The organism is Meishania litoralis, from assembly GCF_042611095.1.
Lineage (GTDB): Bacteria > Bacteroidota > Bacteroidia > Flavobacteriales > Flavobacteriaceae > Meishania > Meishania litoralis.
The window spans coordinates 144,642-159,759 of sequence record NZ_JBHFPV010000002.1; the positions used below are offsets into that span (position 1 = coordinate 144,642).

At 42.5% G+C, this 15,118-nt stretch carries 15 protein-coding genes and 1 pseudogene; 7 read left to right on the forward strand and 9 right to left on the reverse strand.

Annotated elements, in window-relative coordinates:
- Window positions 1-47 precede the first annotated feature (47 nt).
- The 4 genes from ACEZ3G_RS09635 to ACEZ3G_RS09650 all read right to left on the reverse strand — a co-directional run bounded on the left by ACEZ3G_RS09635 (window position 48) and on the right by ACEZ3G_RS09650 (window position 3,615).
- Complete coding sequence (locus tag ACEZ3G_RS09635; RefSeq protein WP_432425278.1) at window positions 48-998, reverse strand: D-2-hydroxyacid dehydrogenase; 951 nt, start codon at window positions 996-998, stop codon at window positions 48-50.
- A gap of 17 nt (window positions 999-1,015) precedes the next feature.
- Window positions 1,016-1,363 (reverse strand): four helix bundle protein, encoded by a 348-nt coding sequence (locus ACEZ3G_RS09640; protein ID WP_432425279.1) that lies wholly within the window; start codon window positions 1,361-1,363, stop codon window positions 1,016-1,018.
- Between the two features lie 51 nt (window positions 1,364-1,414).
- Window positions 1,415-2,479 (reverse strand): 3-phosphoserine/phosphohydroxythreonine transaminase, encoded by a 1,065-nt coding sequence (gene serC / locus ACEZ3G_RS09645; protein WP_432425280.1) that lies wholly within the window; start codon window positions 2,477-2,479, stop codon window positions 1,415-1,417.
- Window positions 2,480-2,574: 95 nt separating this feature from the next.
- Window positions 2,575-3,615 carry an acyl-CoA reductase gene (locus ACEZ3G_RS09650; RefSeq protein ID WP_432425281.1) on the reverse strand — a complete coding sequence of 347 codons (1,041 nt, stop codon included), beginning with the start codon at window positions 3,613-3,615 and terminating at the stop codon, window positions 2,575-2,577.
- Between the two features lie 133 nt (window positions 3,616-3,748).
- On the opposite strand from ACEZ3G_RS09650, the gene ACEZ3G_RS09655 reads away from it, so the two are divergent.
- From ACEZ3G_RS09655 to ACEZ3G_RS09685, 7 genes are all read left to right on the forward strand, one after another.
- The gene (locus tag ACEZ3G_RS09655; protein WP_432425282.1) at window positions 3,749-4,102 is read left to right on the forward strand and encodes a 4Fe-4S dicluster domain-containing protein; all 354 of its coding nucleotides are present in this window, start codon (window positions 3,749-3,751) and stop codon (window positions 4,100-4,102) included.
- Window positions 4,103-4,252: 150 nt separating this feature from the next.
- Window positions 4,253-5,347 (forward strand): redox-regulated ATPase YchF, encoded by a 1,095-nt coding sequence (gene ychF / locus ACEZ3G_RS09660; protein ID WP_432425283.1) that lies wholly within the window; start codon window positions 4,253-4,255, stop codon window positions 5,345-5,347.
- A gap of 81 nt (window positions 5,348-5,428) precedes the next feature.
- The gene (locus tag ACEZ3G_RS09665) at window positions 5,429-6,331 is read left to right on the forward strand and encodes a DMT family transporter (RefSeq protein ID WP_432425284.1); all 903 of its coding nucleotides are present in this window, start codon (window positions 5,429-5,431) and stop codon (window positions 6,329-6,331) included.
- A gap of 129 nt (window positions 6,332-6,460) precedes the next feature.
- Window positions 6,461-8,332, forward strand: coding sequence for a DNA topoisomerase IV subunit B (locus ACEZ3G_RS09670; protein WP_432425285.1), 1,872 nt, complete (start codon window positions 6,461-6,463; stop codon window positions 8,330-8,332).
- A gap of 205 nt (window positions 8,333-8,537) precedes the next feature.
- Entirely contained in the window at window positions 8,538-11,129 is a 2,592-nt protein-coding gene (locus ACEZ3G_RS09675; protein WP_432426056.1) for a DNA gyrase/topoisomerase IV subunit A, read from the forward strand.
- A 113-nt stretch (window positions 11,130-11,242) separates the two neighbouring features.
- Window positions 11,243-11,674, forward strand: a complete 432-nt coding sequence (gene mscL / locus ACEZ3G_RS09680) for a large conductance mechanosensitive channel protein MscL (RefSeq protein WP_432425286.1) — start codon at window positions 11,243-11,245, stop codon at window positions 11,672-11,674.
- Between the two features lie 49 nt (window positions 11,675-11,723).
- A complete protein-coding gene (locus ACEZ3G_RS09685) occupies window positions 11,724-12,680 on the forward strand; it encodes a sterol desaturase family protein (RefSeq protein ID WP_432425287.1) in 957 nt (318 codons plus the stop codon).
- 20 nt (window positions 12,681-12,700) lie between these two features.
- Here ACEZ3G_RS09685 and ACEZ3G_RS09690 read toward each other — a convergent pair whose 3' ends face one another.
- From ACEZ3G_RS09690 to ACEZ3G_RS09710, 5 genes and pseudogenes are all read right to left on the reverse strand, one after another.
- The gene (locus ACEZ3G_RS09690) at window positions 12,701-12,892 is read right to left on the reverse strand and encodes a DUF5655 domain-containing protein (RefSeq protein ID WP_432425288.1); all 192 of its coding nucleotides are present in this window, start codon (window positions 12,890-12,892) and stop codon (window positions 12,701-12,703) included.
- A 232-nt stretch (window positions 12,893-13,124) separates the two neighbouring features.
- Window positions 13,125-13,181 (reverse strand): annotated as a pseudogene (locus tag ACEZ3G_RS09695) (hypothetical protein); the annotation flags it as partial.
- A gap of 66 nt (window positions 13,182-13,247) precedes the next feature.
- Window positions 13,248-14,069 carry a TerC family protein gene (locus ACEZ3G_RS09700; protein WP_432425289.1) on the reverse strand — a complete coding sequence of 274 codons (822 nt, stop codon included), beginning with the start codon at window positions 14,067-14,069 and terminating at the stop codon, window positions 13,248-13,250.
- A gap of 11 nt (window positions 14,070-14,080) precedes the next feature.
- Entirely contained in the window at window positions 14,081-14,458 is a 378-nt protein-coding gene (locus ACEZ3G_RS09705) for a DNA topoisomerase IV (protein WP_432425290.1), read from the reverse strand.
- Between the two features lie 61 nt (window positions 14,459-14,519).
- On the reverse strand, window positions 14,520-14,897 hold the full coding sequence (locus ACEZ3G_RS09710) for a helix-turn-helix domain-containing protein (RefSeq protein ID WP_432426057.1): 378 nt from the start codon (window positions 14,895-14,897) through the stop codon (window positions 14,520-14,522).
- Window positions 14,898-15,118: the final 221 nt, after the last annotated feature.

Genomic DNA, 15,118 nt, shown 5'->3' on the forward strand with positions numbered 1-15,118 from the left:
ATGTACAAAAAGTGTTCCAGTATCTCCATAAAATGTACGTAAAGAAATTACTTGAGCAAATCGATGATTTGAGTGGCCAATTCCATACCGATCCGATCTTGCGCCTCGCTTGTCGCCGCCCCGATATGAGGGGTCAACGATAAATTGGGATGCATCAAAATTTTTATTTCGGGATTGGGTTCAGATTCGAATACGTCAAGACCGGCAAAAGAAACCTTACCACTTTCCAAAGCGTCGATCAATGCCACTTCATCGAGAACCCCGCCACGGGCAGCGTTCACGATACCGACACCATCTTTCATCATTTCGATTTCTTTTTTGCCTATTACATATTCTTTTTGGGCCGGAACATGAAGGGTAACGAAATCGGACGATCTCAACACTTCTTCCTTCGCATTGGAAACAATATCAAAAGATACATTTTGCCCGTCAAAGAAGGTGAGGTCTATCGAAGTTTTCTCCAAAAATGGGTCAAAATAGACAACCTTCATCCCTATACCGATGGCGATTTTGGCGGTAGCCTGACCAATCCTCCCAAAACCTATGACCCCAAGAGTTTTGCCACGCAGTTCGGAGCCACCTGCATATGATTTTTTAAGCTGCTTGAATTTTGTGTCGCCTTCCAATGGCATATTGCGATTGGCATCGTGCAAAAAACGGACACCACCGAACAAATGGGCAAAGACCAGTTCGGCCACCGATCCTGAAGAGGCGGCGGGAGTATTGATAACATGTAGCCCTTTTTCTTTGGCATAGGCTACATCAATGTTGTCCATTCCGACGCCACCACGCCCGATCAATTTTAAGCTAGGACAATTGTCGATGATATCTTTGCGTACTTTGGTCGCACTTCGCACCAACAATCCTGAAATTGCATTTTCGTTTATGAATTTGACCAATTGTTCTTGGGCCACGGTAGTTGTTAGCACCTCGAATCCGTTTGCTTCAAGAGCTGAAACACCGGATGGCGAAATACCGTCGTTCGCTAATATTTTCATTTATAAGTGTTAAATGTTCAGTTTTGAGTTTTGACGTTCAATTGACTGGTTTTGACAATTTTGGTCAACATCTTTACAATTTGTTCGATTTCATCAAGATAACCGTCCAAATTTTCTTCAACGATATTGCCTTCTTTGATAAGACGAAGCCAGTATCTTGTTTCCCTTGATTCTTTGGATGCAATGGCCATTTTTGCAATGAAATCTTTCTTTGATTGTCCGGCAGAGGCCTCAGAAACATTTGCCCCGATACTTGTTGCAGACCTTAAAAGTTGATCGGCAAAAACATACTCTCTTTTGGCTCGAAGAACCTTGATAAGCTTGATTACCTCAAGTGCAAATTGAAAACTCCTTTCCTCTATCAAGTTTATTGATTAATGATTTAGAACTTAAAATTCAAAATTTAGGATTATGCTTTAACCCTTACGTTCCATTTCACTCATAACGTCTACCAAGGTTCCAACACTTTCCAATGAAAGTGCATTGTACATCGATGCGCGGTACCCCCCGACCGACCGATGTCCGTTCAATCCGTTGATTCCCGCTTCTTTCAATAAAGCGTCGAATTCGTCTTTTAGTTTGTCGTCGGTAAGGTTGAAGGTAGCGTTCATATTTGAACGATCTTCCTTATTTGCAAATCCCTCAAAAACAGGGTTCAGGTCGATCTCGGAATAGAGTAATTTAGCTTTCTTATCATTGATTTCCTCGATGGCTGAAATTCCCCCTAGATTTTTCAACCACTCTAAGGTCAGCATCGATACATACACGGCAAAAACAGGGGGTGTGTTGTACATGCTATCCTTTGAAATATGAACGGAATAATCAAGCATCGACGGGATCTTTCGTGAGACTTTCCCTAAAATATCTTCTTTGACAACGACCAAGGTGGTACCCGCAGGCCCCATATTTTTTTGGGCCCCTGCATAGATCAAATCGAATTCAGAAAAGTTGAGCTGTCTCGAAAAAATATCGGAACTCATGTCACAGACCAACGGGGTATCGGTTTTTGGGAATTTTTTGAATTGCGTACCGAAAATCGTATTGTTTGAAGTTAGGTGCAAATAATCAAGCCCATTGGGCACGCTATAGCCCTTGGGTATGTAGTTATAATTTTCATCTTTTGAGGAGCCTACTTCAACTATTTCGCCAAATAGACGGGCCTCTTTTATGGCCTTGTCGCTCCATGTTCCCGTGTTGAGGTAACCAGCTTTAGTTTCTAAAAGATTGTATGCGACCATTAAGAATTCCATGCTGGCACCACCTTGTAAGAACAAAGCCTGATACCCTTGGTCTTCGAGCCCTAAAAGCTCTAATGCCAACGAACGGGCGTTTTCCATTACCGCCACAAAATCTTTGCTACGATGCGATATTTCGATTATTGAAAGCCCCGATCCGTTAAAGTCCATTATGGCTTCAGAAGCCTTCAAAAAGACTTCTTGTGGCAGTATACAGGGGCCTGCACTGAAATTGTGTTTTTTCATTTGGTTTATTTTACTTAAAAAAGACAAAGTGACAATAAGAAACCAAAGGTCTTAAATTTATGGGGAACTAAGAATGTCGAAAACCTAAATTTCTGTTATGTTTTTAACAGGAATTCAACAGTGTCGATTCCATCGGCATAATCGGTCAAGCGCGGCCTCTGCGTATGCCCAAAGGCAATTTCATTGTCGTCGATACCGGCACCGACTATACATTGAATTTTTTGGGCATCCGACTCCAAACGTTGCTTTAACCCGCTCAAGGAAGCGTACTCTTCATAAAACGACGAGGCAATGGGCGAGGCGTAGCTTTTATCTTTCTTGAGTATGAGAAAACCATTGTCCAAAATCTTGAATTCGCTCATCAAATAGACGGCTTTATTGTAATCATAGTTATTGGCGTACTTTTTTAGTTCTATGATATCGCGATAGGTATAGATCGCCTTGAAAAAAGGATCAAAGTCATAGCCTTGGGGTACAAATAATTTCGAAACACTTCTGCACCCAAGGCCGTAATACCTAAAAATATCTTCTCCTAGGGCCTCCAATTGTTCCATAGATTCCTCACCGGTAAGTACGGCCACCGAATTTCGATTTTTTCGGATGATATTGGGCACTTTCCCAAAATAGTATTCGAAATAACGGGCCGTATTGTTACTTCCCGTTGCGATTACCACATCGAAATCTTTTAGCTGATCCTTTTTAAATTCAATTCTATTGCGAATTGAAGGCTCGACTTCAATGAGATACTCCGAAAGAAAGGGGAGTAAAACCGAATCGTTCGATGATAGTTTGATAAGTACCGAATTGCCCGTTAGCAGAACCGCCAAAAAATCGTGAAACCCCACTAAGGGAATATTTCCGGCCATGATCAGGGCTACCTTTTTTAGTTTGTTTTTTTCGACATCGTATTTTGAAAACCATTCGTTCAAACGATCTTCCGTAAGCAATTCAGACCATTGGCCTAAAGTATATTTAATGTTTTCTTCGGTGAACCATCCGTTTTTATGACCGGCCAAAATGATAGCATCTTGAAGTTTATTCGACCATTCGGTTTCTTTAGGTGTATTATTTATGAAATCCCTAAGAAATTGGCCAAGTTTAGCGAAAGCAATAAATGTTTTCAGACGGTCGTTCATATATTTGCTGGAATTGGTTTTGCATTTTACCTTTGCGCAAAAATAGCAATAGAAAAGCAAAAATTGCCGTTGGATCCAGATTTGGAATTCATTGAAAGAGATACCGCAACAACTGCGGCATAAAAAGAAGATTATGGCCATTATTATTACGGATGAATGTATCAATTGTGGGGCTTGCGAGCCAGAATGCCCAAATACGGCAATTTATGAGGGTGCCGATGAATGGCGCTATTCAGATGGTACTTCACTAAAGGGCGATGTGGTGCTTACCGATGGCAAGGAGGTCGACGCCGATGCCGTACAAGAACCTGTTAGTGATGAAATATACTATATAGTTCCTGACAAATGTACCGAGTGCAAAGGTTTTCATGAAGAACCGCAATGCGCCGCGGTGTGTCCCGTAGACTGCTGCGTGCCCGATGAGGACCACGTGGAATCGGAGGAAACACTTTTGGGCAAACAGCGATTTATGCACCCTGAGGAATAATTATAGACCATTCCATCTTTAGATGCCAAACAATTGACTTGCCCGAATTTTGTTCGGGCTTTTTATTTGATGTTAATACATAAGTAAAAGTTATCTTTGCGCCCGAAAATAACAAACTAGCTTCTAAAGTCTAGTATCTAACCAAAAAAAATGAAAGCAGGTATCGTCGGATTGCCAAATGTCGGTAAGTCCACCCTTTTTAATTGCCTATCGAATGCCAAAGCGCAGAGCGCCAACTTTCCTTTTTGTACGATCGAGCCGAACATTGGTGTCGTCAATGTGCCCGATACGCGTTTGCAAAAACTTGAAGAATTGGTAAATCCTGAAAGGGTATTGCCCGCTACGGTTGAAATCGTCGATATTGCCGGATTGGTAAAAGGGGCCAGTAAAGGTGAGGGGTTAGGAAACCAGTTTTTAGGAAATATTCGTGAGACCGACGCCATTCTTCATGTCTTGAGGTGTTTTGACAATGATAACATTGTTCATGTCGATGGTTCGGTCGACCCTGTTCGTGACAAGGAAACCATCGATATAGAGTTGCAGTTAAAGGATTTGGAGTCCGTTGAAAAAAAGTTGGACAAGGTAGGGCGCGCTGCCCGCACGGGAAACAAGGATGCCCAAAAAGAAGCGGCCGTACTAGATGCAATTAAGAAGGGATTGGAATCGGGAACATCTGTGCGAGCGATCAAAATTGCCCAGGATGATTATCTTGAATTTGTCAAACCCTTGCAACTGATCACCGACAAACCCGTCATGTACGTTTGCAATGTCGATGAGGCATCGGCGGTTTCAGGAAATGTATATGTTGACCAAGTAAAAGAGGCCGTGGCGAGCGAGAACGCGGAAGTATTGGTATTGGCCGTAAGTACCGAGGCCGACATCACCGAACTGGAAACCTATGAAGAGCGCCAAATGTTTTTGGAAGACCTAGGGCTTTCTGAACCCGGTTCGGCCAAGCTGATCCGTGGGGCGTATAAACTTTTGGACTTGGAGACCTATTTTACGGCAGGGGTAAAGGAAGTACGGGCATGGACGATTCCCGTGGGTGCTACCGCACCACAAGCGGCAGGCGTTATACACACCGATTTTGAAAAAGGGTTTATCCGGGCTGAAGTAATCGCCTATGATGATTACGTAAAATATGGTAGCGAAGTCAAGGTCAAGGAAGCGGGAAAAATGCGCGTCGAAGGCAAAGAGTATATTGTCAAGGACGGCGATGTGATGCACTTCAGGTTTAATGTTTAACAAGACCCAATGTTCTTCTGAACTTCGTATTCTTATACCAAGTTTATGTTTCGATATTTTGGTAGACACTATTTTCGTCGGATGCTTAAAAGACCTTCTGAAATTGGTGTTGGTGTCCTTCTTGCGATTCTAGGCGTCGTTCTTTTTTCCGCAAAGGCGGTCATGGTAAAATTGGCCTATACCTACCAAGTGGATCATTTGACCTTGCTTTTGTTTCGTATGGTCTTCGCCTTACCGTTTTATTTGGTCATCGTTATGGTCACCAAACCCGAACCGGGTCAAAAATTAAGACCCAAAGATTATTTGTGGCTGTTTCTTTTCGGTTTTCTAGGCTATTATTTGGCAAGTCTTTTTGATTTTATGGGATTGAAATACATCAAGGCCGGCTTAGAAAGGATCATTCTTTTTATCTATCCCACCATTGTGGTCTTACTTTCTTGGCTGTTCTTTAAAAAAAGACTGACTTCGAACCAATTTATGGCAATTCTCATCACTTATTTGGGAGTGCTCATTACGTTTTGGGATGAAATCGGGGTTTCCACGGAAGGAGTATATTGGGGCGGTTTCTTAATTTTTCTAAGTGCCTTTACCTACGCTGCATATTTGGTCGGTAGTGGTTGGCTGATACCAAAATTCGGGGTGCTTCGCTTCACCTCATATGCGATGATCGTATCGACGTTATGTATTTTGATTCATTATTCCCTAGTGCTTGATTTTGACTTGTTCGATTATCCAAAAGAGGTTTATTATTTGGGATCGGCTATGGCATTGTTCTCTACATTGTTGCCCTCGTTTATGGTATCTGGGGCCATCAAACGATTGGGGGCCTCAACTTTTTCCATTTTTGGAAGCCTTGGTCCGGTATCGACCATTATTTTGGCATTTTTCTTTTTGAACGAGCGTATCACTTATGTGCAAATATTCGGAATGTACATTGTAATTGCAGGTGTAACCTTGGTTTCGAGAAAAAAGACAACCACTTGAACCGACCTTCTGCGAATGGGTAATATCAACAAAACCCCCATTTTCATTGTTAATTACTTTAACGTATAGGGGTTTTATCTTTTTGCGAGTCGTGTTATCTTTAGCATCACTTAACCAAAATCCCGTCAAATGGCCGAAATAAACCAGTATACCGAAGAAAACATACGTTCGCTCGATTGGAAGGAACATATCCGATTGCGGCCGGGCATGTACATTGGTAAACTGGGCGACGGATCTTCCGCCGATGATGGCATTTATATTCTATTAAAGGAAACCATAGATAACTGCATCGACGAATTTGTCATGGGGGCCGGAAAGACCATCGAGATCAGTATTAGGGATAATGTGGTAAAAGTCCGCGATTACGGTCGCGGTATTCCCTTGGGCAAGGTAGTCGATGTGGTTTCGAAAATGAACACCGGGGGCAAGTACGATAGTCGTGCCTTTAAGAAATCGGTAGGGCTCAACGGAGTAGGTACGAAGGCCGTCAATGCACTTTCAAGTTTTTTCGAGGTACAATCCACCCGTGACAATCAGGTCAAGACGGCAAGGTTCAAACAAGGAGACCTTGTTTCCGAAGAAGGGCCTGAGACAAGTACAAAGCGCAAGGGTACAAAAGTTTCCTTTACGCCCGACGAGGCCATTTTTAAAAAATACAAGTTCCGTACGGAATATGTAGAGCGTATGCTCAAGAACTATGTGTATTTGAATCCGGGGCTTACCATCGTATTCAATGGAGAAAAATTCCATTCCGAGAACGGCCTGAAGGATCTGTTGGAAGACAATAACAATATGGATGATATGCTCTACCCGGTCATCCATTTGAAAGGTGATGACATTGAGGTGGCCATAACACACAGCAAGACCCAGTACAGTGAGGAATACCATTCTTTTGTGAACGGGCAGCATACCACACAGGGCGGAACGCACCAATCGGCCTTTCGTGAGGCGATAGTGAAGACGGTCCGCGATTTCTATGGCAAAAATTACGATGCATCCGATATTCGAAAGTCCATTATTTCGGCCATTTCGATTAAGGTAATGGAGCCCGTGTTCGAGAGCCAGACCAAGACAAAGCTGGGTTCTACCGATATGGGCGGCGATTTTCCGACAGTACGCACTTATGTCAATGATTTCGTGGGCAAATACCTTGATAATTACCTGCACAAAAATCCCGATACGGCCGAAAAATTGCAGCGCAAGATCATGATGGCCGAAAAAGAGCGGAAAGAACTTTCGGGCATTCGTAAATTGGCACGTGATCGGGCAAAAAAGTCGAGCCTGCATAATAAGAAACTCCGTGACTGCCGTGTACATTTGGGCGATATGAAAAAAGATAATCGCCTTGATACCACACTTTTTATTACGGAGGGGGATTCGGCTTCAGGTTCTATTACAAAATCGCGCGATGTCAATACCCAGGCGGTTTTCAGTTTGCGCGGCAAACCTTTGAACTCTTATGGGATGTCAAAAAAAATCGTTTATGAAAACGAAGAGTTCAACCTGTTGCAGGCCGCATTGAACATTGAGGAATCCATGGAAGATCTGCGGTATAACAACGTCGTGATCGCCACAGATGCCGACGTTGATGGCATGCATATTCGATTGCTCTTGATTACCTTCTTTTTACAGTTTTTTCCAGAATTGATCAAAGAAGGACATCTATATATTCTGCAAACGCCGCTGTTCAGGGTCCGGAACAAAAAAGAGACCATTTATTGTTATAGTGATGAAGAGAAAAGGGCGGCTATCGAAAAGTTGAGCGGAAAACCTGAGATAACGCGCTTTAAGGGATTGGGCGAAATTTCGCCCGACGAGTTCCAACATTTTATAGGTGACGATATCCGCTTGGAACCCGTAATGTTGGACAAGGCAATGTCGATAGAGGAATTGTTGAATTTTTATATGGGCAAAAACACGCCCGATCGTCAAAAATTCATAATCGAAAACCTTAAAGTAGAAGTTGACCTTGTAGATGACAACAAATTATTAACTAAATAAATAGGCATACTTCTGAATGGAAGAAAATGACGAACTGAACCTGCCTCCCGAAGATGAAGGATTACCGAATGACGGGGTAGGAGGCTCTTCTGAAGACAAGGGGACAACCGGTGGTGATGCGGATGTAGATACCAATGAAACCGAAAATTTAGGGGAAGAAAATAATCAGCCAGTGGCCGATGACGCACTTACGCGCGTTTCGGGAATGTACATGGACTGGTTCTTGGATTATGCCTCTTACGTAATCCTAGAGCGTGCCGTACCGGCGATTGAAGACGGGTTCAAACCTGTGCAGCGGCGTATTATGCATGCCCTGAAAGAACTTGACGACGGGCGTTACAATAAAGTGGCCAATGTAGTGGGCCACACCATGCAATATCACCCCCATGGCGATGCAAGTATAGCCGATGCCATGGTGCAAATCGGGCAAAAAGACCTGTTGATCGATACGCAGGGAAACTGGGGGAACATTCTTACCGGAGATGGTGCCGCTGCGTCAAGATATATCGAGGCAAGGCTTTCAAAATTTGCCCTAGAAGTCGTTTTCAGTCCGAAAATTACCGAGTGGCAGCTTTCATATGACGGCAGAAAGAAAGAACCGATAAATCTTCCGGTAAAATTTCCATTGCTATTGGCCCAAGGTGCAGAGGGTATTGCCGTTGGACTTTCGACCAAAATACTTCCTCATAACTTCAATGAACTGATCGATGCGTCGATAAAACATTTACAGGGCAAAAGGTTCAAGTTGTATCCCGACTTTCCGACGGGTGGTATCATCGATACCGAAAACTACAATGATGGTATGCGGGGAGGGAAGATACGGGTGCGCGCACGAATATCCCAACATGATAAAAATACATTGGTAATCAATGAAATACCGTATGGAACCAATACCTCTTCTTTAATAGATTCTATTCTAAAGGCGAACGATAAAGGAAAGATCAAGGTTAAAAAAATCGAGGACAACACCGCCGCCGAAGTCGAGATTTTGGTGCACTTGCCTGCCGGAATCTCCCCAGACAAGACCATTGACGCATTATATGCCTTTACGGCATGTGAATCCTCCATATCACCTTTGGCATGTATCATTGAAGACAATAAACCACTGTTTATAGGTGTGACCGAAATGCTCAAGCGCTCTACCGATGCCACGGTCGACCTTTTGAAACAAGAGCTTGAACTGCAGTTGGGTGAACTCGAGGAGCAATGGCATGCAGCTTCACTTGAACGTATTTTCATTGAAAACCGTATTTATCGGGACATTGAGGAAGAGGAGACCTGGGAGGGCGTGATCCTTGCCATCGATAAGGGGTTAAAGCCGCACACCAAACATCTTAAGCGGGCCGTTACCGAAGAAGATATTGTTCGGTTGACCGAAATAAGGATAAAGAGAATCTCAAAATTCGACTTGGACAAGGCCCAGCAAAACCTTGATAATTTAGAACAGAAAATTGCTGAGGTCAAACACCATCTGGCCCATCTTATCGAATATTCGATAGATTATTTCAAAAATCTCAAAGATAAATACGGCAAGGGCCGCGAGCGTAAATCGGAAATCAAGATTTTCGATGATATCGAGGCGACCAAAGTGGTGATCCGCAACACCAAACTCTACGTGAATCGCGAAGAAGGCTTTGTGGGCACTTCGCTCAGGCGTGACGAATATGTCACCGATTGTAGCGATATCGACGACATCATCGCTTTCACAAAAGAAGGCAAGATGATGGTGTTCAAGGTCGATTCAAAGACCTTTGTAGGCAAAAACATCATTCATGTCGCCGTTTTTAAGAAAAAAGACAAGCGCACCATCTATAATATGATTTACAAGGATGGTAAAGGTGGTGCAACCTATATCAAAAGATTCGCCGTAACCAGTATCACCCGTGATAAAATGTACGACCTTACCAATGACAAGGCAGGTACCGACGTGCTTTATTTTTCTGCCAATCCGAATGGAGAAGCAGAGATTGTCACGGTCAACTTACGTCAGGCCGGAAGCATCAAAAAATTGAAATGGGACATGGATTTTGCCGATGTGTTAATCAAGGGCAGGGCGTCAAAGGGAAATATTGTCACCAAATACACGGTTAAACGTATTGAACTGAAAGAGAAAGGGTTGTCTACCCTAAAGCCTCGAAAACTATGGTTCGACGACACCGTTCAGCGTTTGAATATCGATGAGCGTGGTGAGTTTTTAGGTGAATTCACCAGTGACGACCGATTATTGATCGTCAATCAAAAAGGAATTGTAAAAACCGTAATTCCTGAATTGACCCTTCATTTTGAGGACGATATCATAGTACTTGAAAAATGGGATCCCGCCAAACCTTTGACAGCCATCTACTGGGAAGGAGAAAAAGAGCTTTATTATGTCAAACGCTTTTTGATAGAGAATCCCGATAAAGAAGAAACGGTCATTACCGACCATCCGAAATCGCACCTCGAAACGATCTTTACAGATTATCGGCCTCGAACCGAGGTAGTCTTTGCAAAGAAGAGAGGGCACGAGCGTAAGGAAAATATGGAGGTAAACCTTGAAGAATTCATTGCGGTGAAAGGTATAACGGCAATGGGAAATCAATTGACAAAGGAAAAGGTTTTGGAGATCAATGCACTTGAGGCATTGCCCTATGAACCTCCTCAACAACAACCACCGGAAGAAATTGAGGTCGTGGACGAAGAAAATGTGTCCTCTTCTGCCCGAAGTGAGGGGCAAGAAGGATCCTCGAACACGAAAGGCGCCATACCGGATAAAGACGAAGAAATAGATGGAGATGGGCAAACGACACTTTTCTAGAACGCCATTAAATGGGCATGCCTAAAATCATTTTTTTTTTGCATACCCACTCAAATAGTTAAATTTTTTATGCGAAAGCGAGGCGGTTGATCAATGCATAAAATTTCTAATAAATGAAAAACTTTGTACAGGAGTTCAAGAATTTTGCGATCAAAGGAAATATGATCGACATGGCCATTGGAATTATCATTGGCGCCTCTTTTAATGCCGTTGTCAATACCCTGGTCAAAAAAATCATCATGCCGCCTTTGTCCCTGGCAACTGATGGGGTCAATTTATCGAACAAAAAAATGGTTCTCAGAGAAGCCACCGACACCGTCGAAGAGGTCGCGATCGGCTATGGCGAAATGATAGAGGTTTTTGTGGATTTCGGAATTGTTGCGTTCACAATTTTTATCCTATTAAAGGGAATCAATCGTTTTCGCGATAAGGCGGAGAACCCAGAAGATCCGGAAGTCGAAACCCCAAAAAATATCGAATTGTTGTCGAACTTGGAGAAATTGATGAAAGAGCAGAACGAACTTTTGAGGGATATAAAGAAATAAATCTGCATACAAATTATATTCGATTATCTTTAGACGAAAATTATTTTAAATGGATTTTACCAACCCCCTGGTTTACGGAGTACCTTGTTTTATTGCTTTTATTCTTTTAGAGCTCACCTATAGCAAGACCCACGGAGATGATGATCTGTACGAATGGAAGGATTTGTTCGCCAGTGGATTCATGGGTGTGGGTTCGGCGATCATCGGGCCCTTTTTCAAGGTTGTCTTTGCCATTGTACTTTTTGAGGCGACTTTCGAATTCTTTAATCCAGAAGTTGATGGCGTGCGTACCAATCTTTTGGGCTATAAATCATTCGGCTATGCGTGGTGGGTGTTTTTGCTCTGCCAGTTGGCCGATGATTTTACCTATTATTGGTTCCATAGGGCCAATCACGAGATACGTGTCTTGTGGGCCGCACACATCGTACATCATTCTTCGGATAATTTCAATTTGGGCACGGCCGTTCGCAACGGATGGTTCACCATACTCTATAAACCGTTGTTCTACATGTGGCTGCCAGCAGTAGGCTTCCCTCCGGAAGTGGTGATGGTCTGTCTCGGCATCGAGGCCCTATGGCAATTTCAGCTACATTCCCAATACGTGCCTAAGATGGGAATTATCGAAAAAATATTCAATACCCATACGATGCACCAGGTACATCACGCTCAGAACGTCGAGTACTTGGACAAGAACCATGGGGGCTTCCTGAATATTTTCGATAAGCTTTTCGGCACTTGGAAAGAACTTGATGATGACATCGATGTGAAATACGGGGTTATCCATCCACCCAAGAATCACAACCCTTTAGAGATTTTGACCCATGAGTACAAGGATATTTGGAAGGATATGAAGAAATCTCCAAAACTATATCACAAATTCATGTATGTTTTTGGCCCACCAGGATGGAGCCATGATGGGAGTACTTTGACCGTCAAACAACAGCAACGTTTGTTTGAAATGCAAAAGAAAATGAATCCTGATATGGTGTTCGAACGACCGAACTAAGGTTTAAATTAGCGCAACGGTCAGTTGGCCTGTTCATAGGCTTCCCTTAACCATTTGAATAGTTCTTCGTCGATTTGGTCAACAGAATCTGTTCGCACCCTAGGCGTGCACATATTGCCAAAGGGGCCTGAATTTTCCAATCTTGCGGTTGTACCCTTGTCACGAATTTTGAGTCCTAAGTCGATTCTTGTCTTCGTAGCAGGCCTTATCAATGCGAATTATTTGTTCCGTACGAGGCTTACACTTGCCTTTTTAGAGACTTCTTGACATCATTGCCAAGGTTTTCGATTACGGTAATATGCTTATTGTGTATGGGTAGCAAACCTTCTTTTTCCATGTATTGAGCACCAAATTATTGTCGTCGCCATCGTTCTCTTTTGATAGGAGCACAATATTATTCACGTAGCCGTGGATGACACCATATTCTTTTTTGAGAAAGTTGAATGCTTCCGAGTGCTTTCCAAAGGTTTTGGACTTTATGAGCGATTTCCATTCCAACAAAGATATCCCTTCTTATCGGGGATGTTGTCGATCATGGTTTGAAGCGCTTGGTCCTTTTTCGAATGTTTACTGGTCGTTCTCGGTAATTTCCCGAATTTCCGATTTTGTGTTTTTCTTCATCCGCAGATCCAAAAATTCGACCAATAGTGAGAATGCAATGGCGAAATAGAGATACCCTTTAGGAATTACGCCTACTTCTTGGTCGAACACGACAAGGTGGCCAATATGCGCGGCTTCGGCTATCAACATGAAACCGATAAGGATCAAAAACGAGAGTCCTAAAATTTGAATCGAAGGATGTTTGTTGACAAACTCCCCGACGGGATTCGCAAAGAGCATCATTATCACTACTGAAATTACGACGGCGATGATCATCAATACCAGCGCATCGTTCGGATTAGGTGAAATGCCATTGGTCATTCCTATGGCCGTTAAGATAGAATCGAAAGAAAAAACGATGTTGATAAGTGTTATCTGTACAATCGCTTTGGATAGCGAGCTGGACTGAGACCGTTTTATCTCAACCTCATCGTGCCCTTTGTGCTCTACTTTTTCGTGTATCTCCCTGGTACTTTTGAACAATAAAAAAAGTCCGCCTGCAAAAAGTATCAACGCTTGTCCGCTAATACCTCCCGATATCCAATCATGTTCAAACTCCCAAAAAGGTTTTTTCATGGCCGTTAGCCAAGTTATTCCGAACAATAACACGATCCGCATTACCATGGCCAGTATTAATCCGATGTTCGTGGCCTTTCTGCGCTGGGTCTTTTCCAATTTGTCGGCCGCTATCGATATGAATATTATATTATCGATACCGAGTACGATCTCTAAAAATGTTAAGGTCAAAAGGGCGATCCAAGCATCTGGACTTGTGAAGATTTCAAACATGGTTTTAGTGTTTAGTTGGTTTTAATCGCGGTTCCCCTAGATTTGTTGCTATCTCCAACAATGTTATACTCAAATGTATAAGAATTCTCCGTTGTGGACAATATTTTCATATGAATGGAACGCTCTTCAGATTTGTTTTTAGGATTTATTTTCTTGACCACATATTCACAATCATTGATCCACCGTACCGAAGAGCTATCTATTTTTCCGTCGTAGTATTCGATGCTCAAATCTCCCTGTCTCGTAAATTTGCCGGTTTTGGCAATTCCATCAGCGATATAGTCAAATGAAAACACCCCATTTCGGTAAGCCTCACAGTATCTTTCGGGCTGATGGCATGAGGCTAGCATAGTCCCCATGACAACAAGAAGCCATAATGATTTTTTCATAATGCAAAATAACGGATTTTATTTCTTGATCTGCAATTTTGGAATCATCAAACCAATATGGTCAATGATTAAAAGGATTGAAAGATTCAAAGCTTCCGTCGTTATACAAAATAATGATTCGATCTATTTGTTTTTCAGACCTGAATGATTTTTCGTTCAGCTGATTTTGCGTCATGGGATCGGTAGGGGCGGAGTCCTCCAATTTCTTATGGTCCATTGGAAAAGTACCTTTGCCCTGCAAAAGCCAGTACAAGTCCACTTCTGGAAATGCCTTGACAACTTTGAGTACGAACTCTAAACTGGGCTTATTCCTTCCCGAAAGCAAATGGGAAATACTGGAGCGTTGTACATTGATCCTATCGGCAAATACCGAGGCCGATATTCCATGATAATGAAATATCTCCTCCAAACGTTTGATGAAGTCTTCTGAGTTCACTATTGTAAAATATGTTCGTCAAAAGTAATGATAAGGTTGAAGATTTATTCAACGAAGCCCTGTTCATAATACTTATTATCATTAATTAAAGCTTAAAATAGGTAAATTTAAAAATCTGAATACTAATTATATATGTACAGTATTTTAAATTTAAAAAAATTTTGATTACAAATGTAGATAGAATGAATGTTACAGCTATCGATAAGTGCAAGGCAAATAACCTC